The 17,352-nt window shown below is 59.7% G+C and carries 17 protein-coding genes and 1 pseudogene; 1 reads left to right on the plus strand and 17 read right to left on the minus strand.

The window, feature by feature from the left end:
* The 17 genes from F813_RS13745 to F813_RS0112965 all read right to left on the minus strand — a co-directional run.
* A partial coding sequence (locus F813_RS13745) for an IS5/IS1182 family transposase (RefSeq protein ID WP_017926875.1) occupies positions 1 to 243 on the minus strand: 243 nt, incomplete at its 3' end.
* 87 nt (positions 244 to 330) lie between these two features.
* Entirely contained in the window at positions 331 to 1,068 is a 738-nt protein-coding gene (locus F813_RS14345) for a glycosyltransferase (RefSeq protein WP_155995142.1), read from the minus strand.
* A gap of 237 nt (positions 1,069 to 1,305) precedes the next feature.
* Positions 1,306 to 2,748 carry a hypothetical protein gene (locus F813_RS14350; protein WP_155995144.1) on the minus strand — a complete coding sequence of 481 codons (1,443 nt, stop codon included), beginning with the start codon at positions 2,746 to 2,748 and terminating at the stop codon, positions 1,306 to 1,308.
* A gap of 17 nt (positions 2,749 to 2,765) precedes the next feature.
* Positions 2,766 to 3,914, minus strand: coding sequence for a DegT/DnrJ/EryC1/StrS aminotransferase family protein (locus F813_RS0112900; RefSeq protein ID WP_017926877.1), 1,149 nt, complete (start codon positions 3,912 to 3,914; stop codon positions 2,766 to 2,768).
* Positions 3,915 to 4,056: 142 nt separating this feature from the next.
* Complete coding sequence (locus F813_RS0112905) at positions 4,057 to 4,632, minus strand: acyltransferase (protein ID WP_017926878.1); 576 nt, start codon at positions 4,630 to 4,632, stop codon at positions 4,057 to 4,059.
* Positions 4,633 to 4,718: 86 nt separating this feature from the next.
* Positions 4,719 to 5,105, minus strand: coding sequence for a GxxExxY protein (locus F813_RS0112910; protein ID WP_017926879.1), 387 nt, complete (start codon positions 5,103 to 5,105; stop codon positions 4,719 to 4,721).
* Positions 5,106 to 5,163: 58 nt separating this feature from the next.
* Positions 5,164 to 6,228 (minus strand): Gfo/Idh/MocA family protein, encoded by a 1,065-nt coding sequence (locus F813_RS0112915; RefSeq protein WP_017926880.1) that lies wholly within the window; start codon positions 6,226 to 6,228, stop codon positions 5,164 to 5,166.
* A gap of 23 nt (positions 6,229 to 6,251) precedes the next feature.
* Positions 6,252 to 7,568: a nucleotide sugar dehydrogenase gene (locus tag F813_RS0112920; protein ID WP_017926881.1), complete on the minus strand. Its 1,317-nt coding sequence runs from the start codon at positions 7,566 to 7,568 to the stop codon at positions 6,252 to 6,254.
* A gap of 605 nt (positions 7,569 to 8,173) precedes the next feature.
* Positions 8,174 to 9,901, minus strand: coding sequence for a hypothetical protein (locus F813_RS0112925; RefSeq protein WP_017926882.1), 1,728 nt, complete (start codon positions 9,899 to 9,901; stop codon positions 8,174 to 8,176).
* A 216-nt stretch (positions 9,902 to 10,117) separates the two neighbouring features.
* Entirely contained in the window at positions 10,118 to 10,468 is a 351-nt protein-coding gene (locus F813_RS0112930; protein ID WP_017926883.1) for a MarR family EPS-associated transcriptional regulator, read from the minus strand.
* A 484-nt stretch (positions 10,469 to 10,952) separates the two neighbouring features.
* A complete protein-coding gene (locus F813_RS0112935) occupies positions 10,953 to 11,333 on the minus strand; it encodes a PIN domain-containing protein (RefSeq protein ID WP_017926884.1) in 381 nt (126 codons plus the stop codon).
* Positions 11,330 to 11,593, minus strand: a complete 264-nt coding sequence (locus tag F813_RS0112940; RefSeq protein WP_017926885.1) for an AbrB/MazE/SpoVT family DNA-binding domain-containing protein — start codon at positions 11,591 to 11,593, stop codon at positions 11,330 to 11,332. Before F813_RS0112940 ends, F813_RS0112935 begins: the two co-directional genes overlap by 4 nt.
* A gap of 380 nt (positions 11,594 to 11,973) precedes the next feature.
* Positions 11,974 to 12,354, minus strand: coding sequence for a type II toxin-antitoxin system VapC family toxin (locus tag F813_RS0112945; protein WP_017926886.1), 381 nt, complete (start codon positions 12,352 to 12,354; stop codon positions 11,974 to 11,976).
* Positions 12,351 to 12,557 (minus strand): AbrB/MazE/SpoVT family DNA-binding domain-containing protein, encoded by a 207-nt coding sequence (locus tag F813_RS0112950; protein ID WP_017926887.1) that lies wholly within the window; start codon positions 12,555 to 12,557, stop codon positions 12,351 to 12,353. The genes F813_RS0112945 and F813_RS0112950 overlap by 4 nt, the downstream gene beginning before the upstream one ends.
* Before the next feature lie 299 nt (positions 12,558 to 12,856).
* A complete protein-coding gene (locus F813_RS0112955; protein ID WP_017926888.1) occupies positions 12,857 to 13,300 on the minus strand; it encodes a transposase in 444 nt (147 codons plus the stop codon).
* A 236-nt stretch (positions 13,301 to 13,536) separates the two neighbouring features.
* Complete coding sequence (locus tag F813_RS0112960; RefSeq protein ID WP_017926889.1) at positions 13,537 to 14,703, minus strand: nucleotide sugar dehydrogenase; 1,167 nt, start codon at positions 14,701 to 14,703, stop codon at positions 13,537 to 13,539.
* A 208-nt stretch (positions 14,704 to 14,911) separates the two neighbouring features.
* Positions 14,912 to 16,804: a nucleoside-diphosphate sugar epimerase/dehydratase gene (locus F813_RS0112965; RefSeq protein WP_017926890.1), complete on the minus strand. Its 1,893-nt coding sequence runs from the start codon at positions 16,802 to 16,804 to the stop codon at positions 14,912 to 14,914.
* Positions 16,805 to 17,220: 416 nt separating this feature from the next.
* On the opposite strand from F813_RS0112965, the pseudogene F813_RS14355 reads away from it, so the two are divergent.
* Positions 17,221 to 17,352: pseudogene (locus F813_RS14355) on the plus strand (IS110 family transposase); the annotation flags it as partial.

The raw sequence follows: 17,352 nt of genomic DNA on the forward strand, positions 1-17,352 counted from the left end.
GTAGACCGCATCCTCGATCCCTTCATCCGACAGGTTGAAGCACTGCTGGGCCACGTACATCCGCAGCATCCGTTCCAGACCAATCGGCGGACGACCCCGCTTCCCCTTCGGGTAGTGCGGCTCGATCGCCTCCACCAGCGCCGCCCAGGGCGTGATCGCATCGATCTCCCCCAGAAAGCGGTCGCGCCGCGTCTGCTTACGCTTGGCGGAATACTCGAGATCGGAAAAGCTGCGCTGGGACATCGGCCATCACCTTGGGCAGGAAACCTGGCGCCATTATCCCAAACCCGCCAGGTGGGCGGGACCCACGGCGGAATAAATCAGTGTTTCCTAAAAGCTATCGCTAATGGTTACGAAGGAGTCAATCTTACGCGAGGCTGTGCGCATCAATTCCCTTATGTAAACACGCTCCATGCAACTTGAATAGGCAACCTCATCATATAACTCATGGGCATCCCAAATTAACTTCACTGACGGATTTTCTTTTTTATAGCGCAGACCGGGTATCAACGCGATTAGGTCATGACAATGAACGTAATCATATTCCTCAGATTTTATCGCATTAAATAAAGCACCGCCAACCCGTTCAAACGCTGCTTTTCTCTTGACGTACCCAACTTTCTCAAAAAGCAGAGGCCAAGCAGCATATGCTATTAAAAGCAAGCTTAGGAACATTAGCACCAGCAGGCTAAATTTACCCGGATCGGAAGAGCCACCAATGAATACGCCGGCGAGGACGCCAATCAAGCCAAACAAAATACCGGAAGACCCTTTTACAATCTTCTTTAAATCATTCCGAAACTTGTTAACAGCGTTCACTGAACGAAGTATAATCTTGTATATATGAAATTGATAACCTAACTTTGTGCACCGAGACGTAAGATCTATAAGTGTAAACGATCGACATCCTTCGATCTTTTTTGCCATCACCTCCCTGTCCGTTTTGACACCATAAACATCAACCGCTAATCCCGACTCCCACAACGTCTTAACCTCTTTCAGGACTCGGGCATCCTTAATCACACTATTGTGAACAATAACCGCGACGCGTGTGGCATTTTCTCTCATCTTATCATCCTCGCATACTGATCGATTTCAGGACCTCAGCGTGTCAGGCGACAAACACGCCCACGCCTAGTCAAGGTCAGGAGACATATATTAGGAATCGACGCCAACGCCGCCAAGTCGATCTGACACACGCGTGATTACCATAAAAGCTCGCACTCAAGGACGGATCAACATCTTACCGGCAACTGCATGCTCTTTTACTAGAAGCTGCCAACATCCCCGTGGACACACAGACGATCAATGCAAAATGTCCTCAGCATTTTGAAATTGCTTGAGAACTTTCCCCCGATTCAAAGCATTCAGAAGGTCCTGAGGGCTTGCGAAGACCAAATCATTTTTGCGGAGAAAAATATCGTTATTGTGCAACCAGCTTTTTGCAATCCTAATCAATCGTCTGTCAAGCTCTGGGTCGTCGTATGAAGAGGTCCTTGCTAAATAAATTAGGGCCATGATGTGCTGTGTATGGTAGTGATTTTTCCCGTCCTGTTTGGCAAAGTTGGTTGGATAACCACATATCAATTCAGAGTCATCATAATCACTCAAACTAACCTTTACCGCACTCAAATCTCCGTCCAACGCATGTGACTTAAGCTCACGCCACTCACCCGTTCCGTCCGGTGTTGCGCGGTAAGGATCATAACCATCATCACGAATCTTCAGAGTAAATTCACCACGTGAATATACATAAACGTCGAAAAGGCCAGAGCAAGTTAGACCCATTGTAGAGCGCCGCCCGGCCTGCCTCAGAATGCGCACATCGAAGCCGGAGAGAACACGTTCATAGTCACGAACCGGAAACACTTGGTAGTTGCTTAAGCGGGAATCTTTTGCTTTATAAAAAACACCATATTCAGCATTATCTGAAACATGATCCAAAACAACTCGATGAGGAGAAGTATCTGAGTATCTGCTTATTTTTCTTTTATTATCGTACCAAACATCGCTATTATCTGCGAAAAAAACAAGGTTATCGTGAATATATTCAGCAACGTCCTGATCAGCCCGGACGAGGGCATAGTCGTTCAGATGCAATAAAGAGTGCAACCATCCGTTCAATATTATTTCCGGATTCGACTGAAAGAGAGGGAGTTCTAACTGAGCCACACCCAGGTTAACGCCGCCGATATCATGCGGCAGCATCAGCCCCTTCAGAACTTTCAAAAGGGCCTCATCTAGCTGCTTTGTTGGCGTTTTCTTAAATTGATTCAATAATCCAGCGAGGATCTCACTCTGACTAATCGCACTGTACATGAGATGCGGGCCACTCATGCGATTTAGCGCATATCGGTTTGGGTAATAGAAAGCGACACCGCCATTCGGCAAGTCGACGGAAACCTTAGACAAGGCGTTCGAAATCGCCTCTGGGACATTTTGGTTGTATATCCAGCGACCAAAAACCATCGGATGAAAGACGTATTCGTTGGGATTGTCGTTTTGCCAGTATTTAGCGTATGGAACCCCATGATGAAGAACGACCGATTGCTTGTTACCGTACATTTCAAAGTCGGTAGACTTCACTCCGATCTCAACCACCTTATCGGCATAAGCCATAGCCTGCTCTGAAGGTTGAAATGGTCTAGGTGTATAGCAGCTCCCCCCCCCCAAAAGCTCGCATGCCATTTTGTGCATATTCGGATCTCCAAAACCAAGAGATGGAAGGAATAACAATGTCGCTGTCAACAGATTTTTCCGCATACTCATAAAAGCCGGGCCACTGTGCCTTTCAAACAATTGGCAACGCGCTCCATGGAGCTTGACGCGAGATAAGGGTGCATAGGAAGACTAATTACTGCCTCGGCAGCTCGATCACCCCCGGGTAGATATATGGACTGATCGCTCACCGCTGGCTGCTTGTTGAGCGGAATCGGATAGTGGACCGCGGTTGGAATGTCTTCCTCCTTGAGAGCCGCCTGCACCGCCTCACGATCGGAGACACGAATGGTGTACTGCGCCCAAGCGCTACAGTTATGTTCCTTGATAACTGGAGTTTGGCCACGGAATGCTTGGACCGACTCTGAAGAGGGTTCTGTCAGTGGCTGTCCGTGAATGTCCGTGGCCGACAAGAGCTTGTTGTATCGAGCGGCAACCTCGTTTCTAAGCGCCAGCTCTTCTTCCAGGATTTCAAGCTTGGGCAGCAAGATAGCCGCTTGCAGGGTATCCAGGCGGCTATTCACTCCCACACGGAGATGGTGATACCGCCGGTCCTGCCCGTGACGGGCGATCTGGCGAAGTTTTGTGGCCAGTTCTTCATCGTTGGTGAAGAGTGCGCCGCCATCCCCGTAGGCCCCCAAGGGCTTGCTGGGGAAGAAGCTGGTGGTACCGATGGTGGTCAGGTTGCAGGAGCGCTTGCCCTTGTAGGTCGCACCGAAGCTCTGCGCGCCGTCCTCGATGACCGGGATGCCGTGCTTTTCCGCAATCGCATTGATCTCATCGAAGTCGGCACACTGCCCATAGAGCGAAACCGGGATGATTGCGCGTGTCTTTGAAGTGATCGCGGCTTCAATCTTTGCCGGATCCATGTTGTAGGTAACGGGATCGATGTCAACATAGACCGGTTTTGCACCCAGTACGGCTGGCGTTTCCGCGGTGGCGATGTAGGAAAAACCGGGAACGATAACCTCGTCGCCCGGGCCGACACCGACGGCCATCTGCGCAATCTGCAGGGCATCCGTGCCGTTGGCGCACGAGATGCAGTACTTTGCCCCAGTGAAGTCAGCCAGCTTTTCTTCCAGCTCGGCCACTTCCGGGCCAAGGATGTACTTGCCGTGAGCGAGCACCCGCTGGATGTTCGCGTCGATCTTGTCCTTGATGCGTGCCTGCTGCGCGGCGAGGTCGATGAACTGCATATTTTTTGATCTTCGTTTTGGTCTCACGCGAAGGCGCTAAGACGCTAAGGGTTGTTGGGTTCCACGCGTATGGGCTGACGGCACGTCCCTGCCACACCCACTGTCGTTCTTTATTTTGGTGACTGTTTGCCTTAGTCGAGAGTCACTCAGCCGTTACTTGGCCACCGGAGAGCTTATAGCGCCTGCCCGTGTGCTCACAGACTGCCTCACCATCCCCTTCCAGGGGCAGGTCGAGGCGTTCGCCGTATTCGCTCATCCAGCCGATCTGTTTGGCGGGGACGCCGACCATCAGGGCGTAATCGGGTACGTCTCGGTTGATGACGGCACCGGCACCGATGAAGGCATAGCGTCCGACGGTGACGCCGCAGACGATGGTGCAGTTTGCACCTAACGTGGCGCCCTGCTTGACGAGGGTAGGACGGTACTCGTCCTTGCGCGATACCGCCGAGCGAGGATTGTAGACGTTGGTGAAGACCATGCTCGGCCCGCAGAAGACGTCGTCCTCTAGGGTGACGTCGTCGTACACCGAGACGTTGTTCTGCACCTTGACGTTGTCGCCGATCTCGACGCGGTTTCCGACGAATACGTTCTGGCCGAACGAGCACTTCTTGCCGATCCGCGCTCCTCCACAGACATGTACCCAATGCCAGATGCGGGTGCCTTCGCCGAGCTGCGCGCCGTCATCGACGATGGCGGTGGGATGGATGGTTGTAGTCATTGAATTAGCCACGGATGTTCACGGATGGACGCTGATGGTCACGGGTTTTGGGTAGTCACGGATGATCACGAATTCACCTGGATGCCTTACAGGACGAAGCGTTTGATTTGCGCCCGGGACTGGCCGAAGTTGATCAGCAGGCCGAGCGGAATGCCGGTGGCCCGCAAATAGTTGAGCACTTGCGCTTGGTGCTCCGGTGCCAGCTTGCTACAGGCCTTCAGCTCCAGCAGCACGCGTTTCTCGACGAGGATATCGGCAACGTACTCGCCAACTGCTTGTCCCTTGTAGCAGACCTTTACGGGCTGCTGTGTCTGCACCGGGAGCCCCGCATCACGCAGTTCGATTGCCAGGGCGTTTTCATACACTCGCTCCAGGAACCCCGGTCCAAGTTCATTGGACACCGCGAAGACACAGGACCGGATCCGATAGGTCAGATCCTCTTCAACAAGCGTTCCCTGCTCGTCCATATCCATTCGCCCTTCATCCGTTTTCATCCGTGAACATCCGTGGCCGGCTTTTTGCCCTTGGTCGTCAGTAATCCAGCGGCAGAGGCGTCTGGCGGCCGTCGCGGGCGGAAAGATACGTGGCGATGAGAATTTCCAGGGAGCGCAGGCCCTCACGACCATCGGTTTCCGGGTCGGCTTCGCCGCGCAGGCTGTCGATCACGTTTTCGTAGTACGCCGGGTGGCCAAAGCCGTAGACCGAGGTGGTCTCGTAATTGGCCTCCTTCACCTTGGCGTCTTCGGGCTGCTCGTCCGCGAACTCCCAGTGCTGGATCTCGTTCACCGCAACGCCACCCACGCGTACCGTGCCCTTCTCGCCGAGGATGGTGATGGAGCCTTCCAGGTTCTTCGGGTAGGTGAGCATGGTGACGGCCATGCTGCCCAGAGCGCCGTTGCGCCAACGAACGTTGAGCACGCCGGAGTCTTCGACCTCGATCAGGCGATCCTGCGTGGCAGTGTAGGCCTGCACGCTCTCCACCGGGCCGATCAGCCAGTCGAGAAGATCCACGTAGTGGCTGGCCTGGTTCATGAAGGCTCCGCCGTCGAACTCCCAGGTGCCGCGCCATTTCGCGCTGTCGTAGTACTCCTGCGGGCGCGTCCAGAAGACGTTCAGGTTGACCATGAAGATGCGGCCGAAGCGGCGCTGCTCCACTGCGCGTTTGAGCAGTTGCAGCGTGGCGTTACGCCGGTTCTGTTTGACCACGAACAGCCGCACACCCGCATGGTCGCACGCTTCCACCATGGCTTTGGCGTCCGCCCAGCGCGTGGCCATGGGCTTCTCGGTGATCACGTGCTTGCCGGCCTCGGCGGCCAGGATGGCCTGGCGGGCATGTACGCCGCTGGGGGTGCAGAGGACAACGCCGTCCAGGCCCGGGTCCTGTTCGAGAAGATTGCTCAAATGACGATATCCGGGGGCGCCGGTACGCACCTCGGCCTGGGCCAAGGCAGCCGGGTCGATGTCGCAAACGGCGGCCAGTTCGATGTTCTCGGCGTGCTTTTCAAGCGCGTCGATATGCTTCTGGGCAATGCGGCCACAGCCGACCAGGGCCAGGCGGATGCGGCGATCGGTAATGGGCGTGAACTGATGAATCATGGGGTTCCCTGTGTTGGATGGGCTCAGGCGCGAACGATCTTCGGGTCGGTACGATCCCGGTAGACCCCGCGGGTATCGAGGATCAATGGCGCGTATTTCTGGACCTGGTCGTAGTCCACCGCAGCGTGATCGGTGGCGATGAGTACACAGTCCTGTGCCGCCAGGGTTTCTTCGCTGATCGGCGTGTGCTCAAGATCGAACTGGTGCTCACGCATGGGGGGAAAACTGGGCACGTGTGGATCGGAATAGGCCAGGACGGCGCCCTGCTCGCGCAGGTATTCCATCATCTCGACCGCCGGGGATTCCCGCATATCGTCCACGTTCTTCTTGTAGGCGATGCCAAGGATCAGGATGCGGCTGCCGTGGACGGCCTTGCCGCGTGCATTGAGCGCGTCGGCGAGTTTGCGCAGCACCCACTCCGGCATGCCGCTGTTGACCTCGCCGGCGAGCTCGATAAAGCGGGTATTGAGCCCGTACTCACGCGCCTTCCAGGTGAGGTAAAAGGGATCGATAGGGATGCAGTGCCCGCCCAGGCCCGGCCCCGGGTAGTACGGCACGAAGCCGAACGGCTTGGTGGCGGCTGCATCAATGACCTCGTAGATGTCAATACCCATACGGTCGGCGACCATCTTCATCTCGTTGACGAGGCCGATGTTCACCGCGCGGTGGATGTTCTCCAGGAGCTTGGTCATCTCCGCGGCACGGGCACTGCTGACCGGTACCACCCGATCCACCACCTGGCCGTACAGGGCCTGTCCCACCTCCTGACATGCGGGGGAGTATCCGCCGCAGACCTTGGGGATCGTCTGGGTCTTGAAGTCGGGGTTGGCGGGGTCTTCGCGTTCCGGGGAATAGACAAGGAAGATCTCCTCCCCCACCTTAAGTCCACCGGAGCCGATGCGCGGGGCCAACTCCTCTTCGGTCGTACCCGGATAGGTGGTGCTTTCCAGCGAGACCACCTGGCCCGAACGCAAATACGGGACGACGGCATCCGTGGTGCCCACCACATAGGACAGATCCGGTTGGCGATAGCGGTCCAGTGGCGTGGGGACACAGATGATCAGGGCGTCCGCCTGCGATGCCCGTGACATGTCGCTTGTGGCCTCGAACAGACCGCCGCTGACCGCATCGGCAATCTGGTCGCCGTGGATGTGCTCGATGGGGCTTTGCCCCGCGTTCAGCTGCTCAACCTTGGAGGGGTCGTTATCGAACCCGAGCACATGGTAGCCCAGCTCCACATAACGAAGCATGAGGGGCAGACCGACATAGCCCAGCCCAATGATGCCGATGATGGCGCTGCGCTCTTCCAAGCGCTTGATCAGTTCCTGTTGTGCAGACATTCCGTTGTATTCCACTAGATGTTTTGGTTCGTTGGCCCGGTTGGACCGATTCCATTACTGAGAGGACTAACCGCTGAACGTACAGGCTCGGCGCTTCGGCCCAGCCGGGATGGCAAACTAGAGAAGTGGCATGACTCCACCCAGTTTCAGCACGGGCTGTAATTATATTCGGGATCGCCAGGGTACCGCTCTGCACCGCGCGGGAGCCGCAGCAGCTCGTCCTAGTCGCGCATGCCCCCGGGAATAAGTTGCCCCGGCCATTCCCGCCGAACTCCTGATCACCAAGCACGGTTCGCTTTCGTTATTGTCGATGCCTATACACTCGGCCACCCCGAATTCTTCCAGTGCCTGCCGCACCAGTTCGCGCCCGATGGTGCCGCATGCACCCGTGATCAGAATTCTCTTGTTGTTTCAGCTGGTTCAATTTCGCATCCCTGTTTGTCGCAGCGGAGCCAGTCACCCTGCTAAAAAAACTCTTGAACCCCTGCAAGAGTAACTGCTTTCAGGGGAATGTTTATCCAAATACTCCAACTATTCGCCCGCGCCCTCCCGGCGCTGGCGCAGCCTACCGAACTTCACCGATGGACGGAAGCCACACGCTCTCACTACCGCGACTCGTTCCCGGCTCGCTCCAATTGGTCGAGACTATCCCGGATGGGCTTGAGCTTTCTGGTCGCATCGAGGTAATGCTTGGCCTTCAGGTCTCTTTCAAGGTCGGCCGTCAAGGCCGCTAGATCAAGAGTGATATCCGATACATTCTGGAGTAGGGAATCGCCGTTTCGAATCACCTCGGCAGCGTGCTTCAGGTCTTCACTACCCTTGGAGGATGCAGGCCAACCCACACCAGCGGGCTCCATTGCCCAGCGCCCCCAGTGAAGCGCCACACCTGCTCCATCTTGCGTCGCGATCACGGTGGCTGGCTTGAGGTCGGGGTTGTGAAATACCATCGGCGCGTTTCTCAGATGCTCCTGCCATTCAGGCAGGCGTTCGACCAGGGCCCGCAGGTGCTCCTCTGAGCATCCATCCGTGGCAATGCGCAGGGAATCGAGCAAGGGGGCATCCATACGCTGCCAGAGTCGGGCCCGCGACCGGCCATATTGAGCAACCATCGCTTTTCCGGGCAAGAGCTGGAGCAGCCGTGTGCGCACGTCGAGCAGGAGGGATTGCGGATTTTGCGCAGTACTCCCCTGCCCATCATCGAGCTTCAGCACATGGCAGCGATATCCCCGAACCGAGGTCGCACCCACCCACCCCGGGGCCGGTAGCTCCCTGGGGGCGGCGCTCAGCAGTGCGGCTTCATGCCGAGCCTGGCCCACGCTCTTGTCCTCGAAGATCTTGACCAGGTAAGTACCGCCGCCCGCAACCTCGCAGCGCAAAGCGAAAACTCCGGAAACCATCAGTTCTTGCCAGCGCACAACAACGTCCGCAGTCGACGACTCTTCGGCGAGATCGTGCAGAACCACTGGGATCCACTGCGCACGCTCTTCCGGAAAGAGGAGGTCCAGCACACTTTCGCCTTGCGGAAGTGTTGGCGGGTGATAGGCCGAGCGATGGAAGAATAGCGCATCCAGTTTTGGACGCTGCTGATACAGCTGCAGAAGCGAGGGCACCAGACTGCCCAGCCGATTGAACGCTTGACGGGACATCAACAGCGCGATAATGGCCGGTATTAGCCCGGGCGGTTGGCGGAAAAGAAAATCTACCACTAGGTACCCGAACGCGAGCATGAAACCGACCGCTGCGAGCACCGTCGTCCAGCGCGAAAGCGCCTGTTTGAGGTGCTCGCGAAAGCGCCGACTCGCAATCAGCCCGACAACAAGCGCAAGCGTAACGATGGATGAATAGCCCACTATGAGGACCGCCACCGCGGGATAGAGCCAAACCATCAAGGCAATCGCCAGGACAAAGAACACGCCCCCCGCCAGAACCGACGCAAACCGCTTGTACGAGCGGGAGGCCACCCCGTCCTGCCCTTCGAAAAGCACCATCTTGCGGCTTCGCGCCAGCAATCGCGTGGCGCCTTGCTGCGAGCCCCACTCCACCACGCGCTCGGCGATGAGATAGAGCAAATAGAAGGCAACGGTGGCCATGGTCAGCCAGAGAATCAGGTGGTCCCTTTCGACTTGCGCGAAAGCCGGCGGGAAGTAGCGCGGGATACCATCCGACCCCAGCAGGATGATGACCTTCAGCGGGAGGAAGAAGGCCAGCAGCAAGGCCACCTGGGAAACAACCGTCGCAATCACAACAGTGCCCGTGGCCACAGGTACCGCCCAGAAGAACTTGGCGCCCAGGCGGCCGCTCCATTTCAGGCTGTCGAGGATGGCGCGGATCAAGGGGTGGCCGTCTGATTGGATGCCGTTGTTGGTAGCCGGCGCATGATTTGGGCGGCGGCGGCTCCGAGACCTGCAGGGGCCGAGCCCTCTCGGCGATGCGGCGCTGGATGGGTCCGATCGGCCAGGGGCTGGCCTCCTACATTGGGTGGTGTTGGGGCGCAGGTCCCTCGGCGGTTCGGGCGCTGGATAAGGGCGATCGCCCAGGGGGCCGGGCTCCTACGGGGTTGGGGGTTCATTCGCGGGCTTGGTGCTCTGGAGTTCGGCGCGGAGTTGTTCGATCTCGGTCATCAGGGCCTTGTGTTCGGCGCGCTTGCGCTGCAGCAGCGCGTAGGCCAGGCGGGCCTTTTCGTGCAGGCCGCTGGGCGTGAGCTTGTACAGGTAGGCGGAGCGATTGTCGGAGCGGCGAAAGTTCTGCGCCTTGACCCAGCCGCGGTCGAGCACGGCCTTGAGGGCGTAGTGCGTCTTGCCTACGGACAGGCCCAGCGAGCGCGCCAGTTGGCGCTGGCTCATGTCCGGCTCCTGCTCCAGCAGGCGGAGCACCTTGAGATGAAGGTCTTCTTCGATCAATGGGTTACCATCGGCCTGAGCCGCGTTCAGGCACGCTACCGCCGGGACGGTGCGCCCGGATGATGAGCGGGCCCGCCTTGGCTGAATGAATCCCCTGTACTGCGTTCACCCAGTGAACGCAGGGCGCCAGTAGACCACAGCGGCCCGCGCAGTGGCAATGGGACGCGCACGCAAGAAAGGGCAACGGGAGGGGTTGGTTTCGGCCGGCTCCATCGCTGGAGATCCCGGCTCTCCGCTTCGCTGCGGCCGGGATGACCGTTCACGTACCGTGGCTCCGAACCTGTAGGAGGCCAGCCCTCTGGCCGATCGGGCATATCCAGCACCCCATCGCGCAGGGGGCTGCGCTCCTACAATCCGTGGTGGCCCTGGGCCTGTAGGAGCCGAGCCCTCTCGGCGATTGGGGCGTCGGACAGGCCCGATCGCCCAGGGGCTGGGCTCCTACAAACCCAAGGCCATGCACGGGTGTCGATGCGCTTGCGCGCTCTTACCTCAAAACCTGAATGGTAATCCCCAAGTCCAGCTGACCCCATGCTCGGTCGGCGGTCAGCACAGGGAGTGCCTTGTCCATCGCCAGGGCAATACAGGCGCGGTCGGCCATCGACAGCCCGTGCTGCCGGGAAGGTTCCCAGAGTTGTGCGGCCAACGCGGCTTGTTCCGCTGTGAAGGGCTCGAAAAGCAGCCCGACATCGGCAAACTCCTGCTGCATTCCCTGGATGTTCACCTTGCGCTGGAGCGATTTCTGCATCACTTCGGACCAGTTCACGGTCGAGACGCAGCCACCATCCAAAACGGCGGCCACGTGGTCGCCACCCGGCTCGTCATGCAGAAAGGCCAACAATGCCGAAGCATCCAGTACCGTGGTCATGGAGCCTTGCGCTCGCGCGTCGCCTCGGACCGCCGCTCGTCGATCAGCTCATCCACAAGGCTGACGTCCCTGGGGATGTGCTTGAACCGGTCGCGCAACCGTCTCTCGACCAGTTCTCGCCGTTCCAGCACCAAGCTCTCGCCAACCAGACGTGCGACCAAGCGGTCGCCGGCTTGCAGCTTGAGCGTCTTGCGCAACCCCGCGGGAATAACGACGCGGCCCTGAGCCCCTACCTGGACTTCGTTATCTTGATGTGCCATCAATCGTTCCCCATGCCACGAACCTTTAGAAGGTGACACGTACTCGTCCAGCGCGCAAGAACGACGGAGGCCGATCCGTTCTTCACGGTTCTACGTTTCGCTGCGGCCGGGATGACCGTTCACGTACCGTGGCTCCGAACCTGTAGGAGGCCAGCCCCCTGGCCGATCGGGCACATCCAGCACCCCATCGCGCAGGGTGCTGCGCTCCTACATAGGACAGAGGAACGCCGCCGCGTAGGAGGCCAGCCCCCTGGCCGATTTGGGCATCACCAACGCCCATCGCGCAGGGGGCTGCGCTCCTACAGCAATGCCCCCGTAGGAGGCCAGCCCCCTGGCCGATTGGATATGTCCAGCGCCCCATCGGCCAGGGGGCTGGCCTCCTACGGGGAACGCTTCGGGATGTAGTGAACAGCCGGAAGCCCGTCGAAATCCGCGTCCTGGGTCCAAAGGTCGGCCTGATGGGCGCGCGCAGTAGCGTAGATGATGCTGTCGGCAAGCGGGAGACCATGCTGGTTGCCGAGACTGGCAGCGGACAGTGCCAAAAGCCCCGAGAGTTCGACGAGCTCGCCCTGCTGCATCAATGCCGCCGCCTGCAGGGCCGCCGCCTCGCCGCGTTGCTGGAGCACCCGCTTGAAGACTTCGTAGAGGCTGATCGTGGGGACGATCAGTTCGGTCGTGGTCTCGATTGCGTCTGCAAACACATCGGCGTTAGGCCCGTCGGCAAAGTATTCCAGCCACGCGGACGAGTCGACCACGTTCACACGCGATCCTTCTCGCGCGGGATGTCGGGGTCAATACCCTTGAGGAACCCCCGCATCTCGCTCATGCGCCGTTCGGGAATCAGTTCGATGCGGTCGTCGTACGCGACAATCTGGACCTTCTGACCCGCACGCAGGTGCAACGCCTCGCGTACCGCCTTGGGGATGACGACCTGATATTTCGGAGAGATGGTGAGGGCGTCCATTACCGTACCTTGATCGATCGATCGTTCGTTTTACCAATTTAGCATCGATGCTTCCGATCAGCGAACGTTCCTTTGCCCTCTGGCCGATTGGGACATCTGGATACGCCCCATCGCGCAGAGGGCTGCGCTCCTACAGGTCTCGGAGCCACCGCAGGTGTAGGAGGCCTGCCCCCTGGCCGATGGGAGCATGCCCAGCGCCCAATCGCGCAGGGGGCTGCGCTCCTACATAGGGCAGAGGCACGCCGCCGCGTAGGAGGCCAGCCCTCTGGCCGATTGGACGTTCAGCTCAACCCCACTCGTCAGAGCCAGATCGCGTCCCAATGCGGGTAATCACCCAGGTTTCGCACCAGCCCGGCACGCAGCGGATTGGCGGCGATATAGCGAGCCAGCGACGCCAGGTCTTCTTCGCGGCGTACCGCGTGATCGTGAAAGCCGGGCTGCCAGAGCGCCCGCCCGAGCCTGCGGGCGGTGACCGCCTTGACGGACCGCACGACGGGGGACAGGGAGATGCTGTCCCCGAGCGTCATCAGCCAGTGCAGATGATCCGGCATCACCACATAGGCCAGCGTATCCGCATGTCCAAGCGCTTGCGCGTGGCGCAGTGTAGCGACCAGGGCACGCGCGGCGGCGAAGTCGCGGAACACCGGTGTGCGATCCCGCGTGACGGCGGTGATGAGGTAGATGCGCCCGGGCTCGGAATAGCGGCCACGGCGCAGGGCCTGAGCGTGAGGTTTGCCTTCCATGGCATCGCTCCCGTTGTGCTGGTTGTTGTGTCCACCGAGGGGCGGATGGACCGCACTCCTGTAGGAGGCCAGCCCTCTGGCCGATCGGGCTATGTCCGACATCGTATCGCGCAGGGGGCTCCTACAGGATGCCCGGGACCGATCGTAGGAGGCCAGCCCCCTGGCCGATGAGGCCTGTCCAACACCCAATCGGCCAGGGGGCTGGCCTCCTACAGGGAGAGGGATGTGGATACGGGTCAGTCGCTGTTGAAGAGGTCGCGGGTGTAGATCTTGTCGGTCTGGTCGCGGATTTCGTCGGTGATGCGGTTGGCGACGATGACGTCGGAGACGCGCTTGAACTCGTCCAGGTCGCGGATGACGCGGGAGCGGTAGAAGTCGTCATCGGGGAGCTCGGGTTCGTAGACAACGACCTCGATGCCCTTGGCCTTGATGCGTTTCATTACGCCCTGGATGGCGGAGGCGCGGAAGTTGTCGGAGCCGCTTTTCATGACCAGGCGGTAGATGCCGACGATTTTGGGGTCGCGCCGGATGACGGCGTCGGCGACGAAGTCCTTGCGCGTGCGGTTGGCATCGACGATGGCGCCGATGATGTTGTTCGGGATTTCGTCGTAGTTGGCCAGCAGCTGCTTGGTGTCCTTCGGCAGGCAGTAGCCGCCGTAGCCGAAGGACGGATTGTTGTAGTGGCTGCCGATGCGCGGGTCCAGGCACACGCCGTCGATGATCTGGCGCGTATCCAGCCCGTGGATCTCGGCGTAGCTGTCCAGCTCGTTAAAGTACGCCACGCGCATGGCCAGGTAGGTGTTGGCGAACAGCTTGATCGCCTCGGCCTCGGTGGAGTTGGTGAACAGGATGGGGATGTTGTCATCCTCGGCCCCCTCGGCCAGCAGACCGGCGAAGGTCTCGGCCCGCTCGGACTGTTCGCCGACGATGATGCGCGAGGGGTGCAGGTTGTCGTACAGCGCCCTCCCCTCGCGCAGGAACTCCGGCGAGAACAGGATGTTGTCGGTCTCCATCTGCGCCTTGATCTCGCGCGTGTAACCGACCGGCACGGTGGACTTGATCACCATGGTGGCGTGCGGGTTGGTCGCCAGTACGTCGCGGATGACCGACTCCACCGTGGTGGTGTTGAAGTAGTTGGTCTGCGGGTCGTAGTCCGTGGGCGTCGCGATGATCACAAAATCCGCACCCTCGTAGGCCTCCTGCTTGTCCAGCGTGGCCTTGAGGTTCAGCTCGCGGTTCTCCAGGAAATCCTGGATCTCGGCATCGATAATCGGGGAGTGTTTGCGGTTAATCTGCTCGACTTTCTCCGGCACCACGTCCAGCGCGACCACCTCGTGGTGCTGCGCGAGCAGGACCGCATTGGAGAGCCCGACATAGCCGGTTCCGGCGACTGCGATTTTCATCCCTGGATCCTTCGGTTGTTCGATGTTAATTGTTTGGCCTGTGGGCACCGGTTTGCCTGTAGGGGCGGGCCTGCCCGCGAAGCCTCACGCCAAAACTCGAACGCCGGCAGGAGGCTTCGCCTGCAAGCAGGCTCCCACAAAGAAGGGGCCTGGCGGCGTTTGAGCGGAAGAATACACAACCGATGTCGCTTCCAGAGGGAACGGGTCCTCAGTGCGATACTTGCGTCCCGGGAACCGGTTCATATTCCACCACTGCGCGTCTTAGCGCCTGGCAGGCGATCTCGGTGTTCATGTCCCGCTCGGCGACATCCAGGGTGTCCAGTGCATACCGGAGCTCACCGGAATCCACACAGGCCTCGTGCGCCCGCATGATCTTGGGATGCGAAGTCCCGGTCATGTTGTCGCCGATCAGCAGTTCTTCGTAGAGTTTTTCGCCCGGGCGCAGCCCCGTGAAGACGATCTCGATGCCGTTCTCGGGTTCACCGTCTTCCCTCACCTGACGCCCGTGAAGGCGAATCATCCGCCGCGCCAGATCCACAATCCGTACCGGTTCGCCCATATCCAGCACGAAGACCTCCCCACCCTCGGCCATGGCACCGGCCTGGATCACCAGTTCGGCCGCCTCGGGGATGGACATGAAATAACGCGTGATCTCCGGATGCGTCACCGTCACCGGGCCACCATCGCGGATCTGCTGGTGAAAAAGCGGCACGACGGAGCCCGACGAACCGAGCACATTGCCAAAACGCACCATACTGAAGACCGTCTTTGACGCCTCGCGCGCACGGTGCTGCAGGACCATCTCCGCCAGGCGCTTGGTCGCGCCCATCACGTTGGTCGGGCGCACGGCCTTGTCGGTGCTGATCAGGATGAAGCGCTCGACTCCCGCCTCTACCGCGGCGTCCGCGAGGATGGCGGTACCGAAAACATTGTTGCGGACACCCTCGATCAGGTTGGCCTCCACGATCGGGACATGCTTGTACGCGGCCGCGTGGTACAACGTCTGTACTCCGTATTCCTCAAGTACGGCGCGAACCCGGCGCGGATTGGCGACCGAGCCCAACAGCGGGACCAGGAGCACTTCCAGACCCTTCTGATCCGCCAGGGACTCCAGGTCGCGCTCGATCCGATAAAGGGAAAACTCGTTGCGCTCGTAGAGGACCAGCAAGCGGGGCTGCAGGCGCAGTATACGGCGGCATAGTTCAGCGCCTATCGAACCCCCGGCACCGGTCACCATGACCACCCGACCCTGAATGCTGGCCTTCAGCAGCTCCCGGTCCGGGGGTACCGGGTCGCGGCCCAGCAAGTCGGCGATGTCGATATCCTCCAGTTGATCGAGACGCGCCTGTCCGGACACCACGGCATCCATGGACGGCACCGTCTGGATGTACAGCGGATAGGCCTCCAGCCGCTCCAGGATTTCCCGTCGATCCGCTCGACTCGCCGAGGGGATCGCCAGCAGCAGGCGGCGCAATCCGTATCGATTGATGAGTCCCTGCAATGCCTTGGGGGAACGCACCCGAATACCGTCGATCGAGCTGCCCTGAAGGGTTTCGTCATCGTCCAGAAACGCGACGACGCGGAAGCGTCCACCGGATTTGAGCCCCGACAGCAGTTGCACCCCGGCCTCGCCGGCACCATAGATCACGACAGGTTCAACACCCGGGTCAGTGGCGACCATCGAATGGTAGAGCGCGCGCACGAGGAAACGGCTGCCACCCACGTAGATGAACGCGACAATCGCAAAGTTGATCGGCACCGAACGGGGGAAATTGTCGATCTGCGCCAGGGCGACCGCGGCCCAAAGCACCAGTGCCAGCAACACGACGCCGGTGCCCACCGCCCAGATCGCACGTGATCCCATGAAGCGCACCACGGCCCGGTAGAGACCCAGCCGGATAAAAATGGGGATCCCGACCAGCACCACCAGCGGAAACAGCCACCAGGTCTCCAGCATGATCGGCGGGAACGGCTCCGCGAGCCGTATCATGAAGCCCGACCACAGGGCCAGCGGCAGCATGACCACGTCCGCCGCGACCATGAGCCAGCGCTTCTGCGCCCGCGGCAAGCGCAGCAGACGTTCCAGTGCCTGGCTCACCATGCCAAGGGGTGCCGGTCCGGCATATCGAGCTTAACCTCCGTCGTAAAACCTGCTTGGGACAGGCTACCGCATGTGTACACCCCAAGCGCCCACCGCACTCCCTGGCGGCGCGAGAAGCATAAGCAAGCCCTGATAAAAATGCACTCTTGTGCCGGTCGCAGCGCGATAATACTGGGCATTGCGGTCATCCAGCACGGGCAGGAGCATTCGCCTGCAAGCAGGCTCCTTGTGTCTTGCGGTTCACGGATCGCTACCATGAACCGTATTGGGCTCGGGTAACCCGTCAGGCTCCTGAGGTCACGAACCTGTTCTGTAGATTGGCCCCGAGTCCTTTCTCATCTCGAAGTTTGAACGGTATCCAAGACCCCCCTCCGTGACGGACGGGTGAGGCTGTACGGACAAGGCGAGAGGACGAGATGGCTCATATTGGCGTTGATGTTAGCAAGAACAAGCTCGACTGCATGTGGGTCCGGGATCTGGAGGCGGGCAAGGTGAAGCCCAAGGTGTTCCCGAACCGCCAAGACCAGTACCGGGAGCTGCTGCACTGG

It is taken from the genome of Thioalkalivibrio sp. HL-Eb18, assembly GCF_000364985.1.
Classification (GTDB): Bacteria; Pseudomonadota; Gammaproteobacteria; order Ectothiorhodospirales; family Ectothiorhodospiraceae; genus Thioalkalivibrio.

Coding starts and splice junctions, on each gene's coding strand:
- F813_RS0112935 (WP_017926884.1), bottom strand. CDS start 11,333: ATGACCACGGTACTGGATGCTTCGGCATTGTTGGCCTTTCTGCATGAC.
- F813_RS0112910 (WP_017926879.1), bottom strand. CDS start 5,105: ATGGATATGGACGAGCAGGGAACGCTTGTTGAAGAGGATCTGACCTAT.
- F813_RS0112960 (WP_017926889.1), bottom strand. CDS start 14,703: ATGAAAATCGCAGTCGCCGGAACCGGCTATGTCGGGCTCTCCAATGCG.
- F813_RS0112965 (WP_017926890.1), bottom strand. CDS start 16,804: ATGGTGAGCCAGGCACTGGAACGTCTGCTGCGCTTGCCGCGGGCGCAG.
- F813_RS0112950 (WP_017926887.1), bottom strand. CDS start 12,557: ATGGACGCCCTCACCATCTCTCCGAAATATCAGGTCGTCATCCCCAAG.
- F813_RS0112915 (WP_017926880.1), bottom strand. CDS start 6,228: ATGATTCATCAGTTCACGCCCATTACCGATCGCCGCATCCGCCTGGCC.
- F813_RS14345 (WP_155995142.1), bottom strand. CDS start 1,068: ATGAGAGAAAATGCCACACGCGTCGCGGTTATTGTTCACAATAGTGTG.
- F813_RS0112955 (WP_017926888.1), bottom strand. CDS start 13,300: ATGGAAGGCAAACCTCACGCTCAGGCCCTGCGCCGTGGCCGCTATTCC.
- F813_RS0112905 (WP_017926878.1), bottom strand. CDS start 4,632: ATGACTACAACCATCCATCCCACCGCCATCGTCGATGACGGCGCGCAG.
- F813_RS0112940 (WP_017926885.1), bottom strand. CDS start 11,593: ATGGCACATCAAGATAACGAAGTCCAGGTAGGGGCTCAGGGCCGCGTC.
- F813_RS0112920 (WP_017926881.1), bottom strand. CDS start 7,568: ATGTCTGCACAACAGGAACTGATCAAGCGCTTGGAAGAGCGCAGCGCC.
- F813_RS0112900 (WP_017926877.1), bottom strand. CDS start 3,914: ATGCAGTTCATCGACCTCGCCGCGCAGCAGGCACGCATCAAGGACAAG.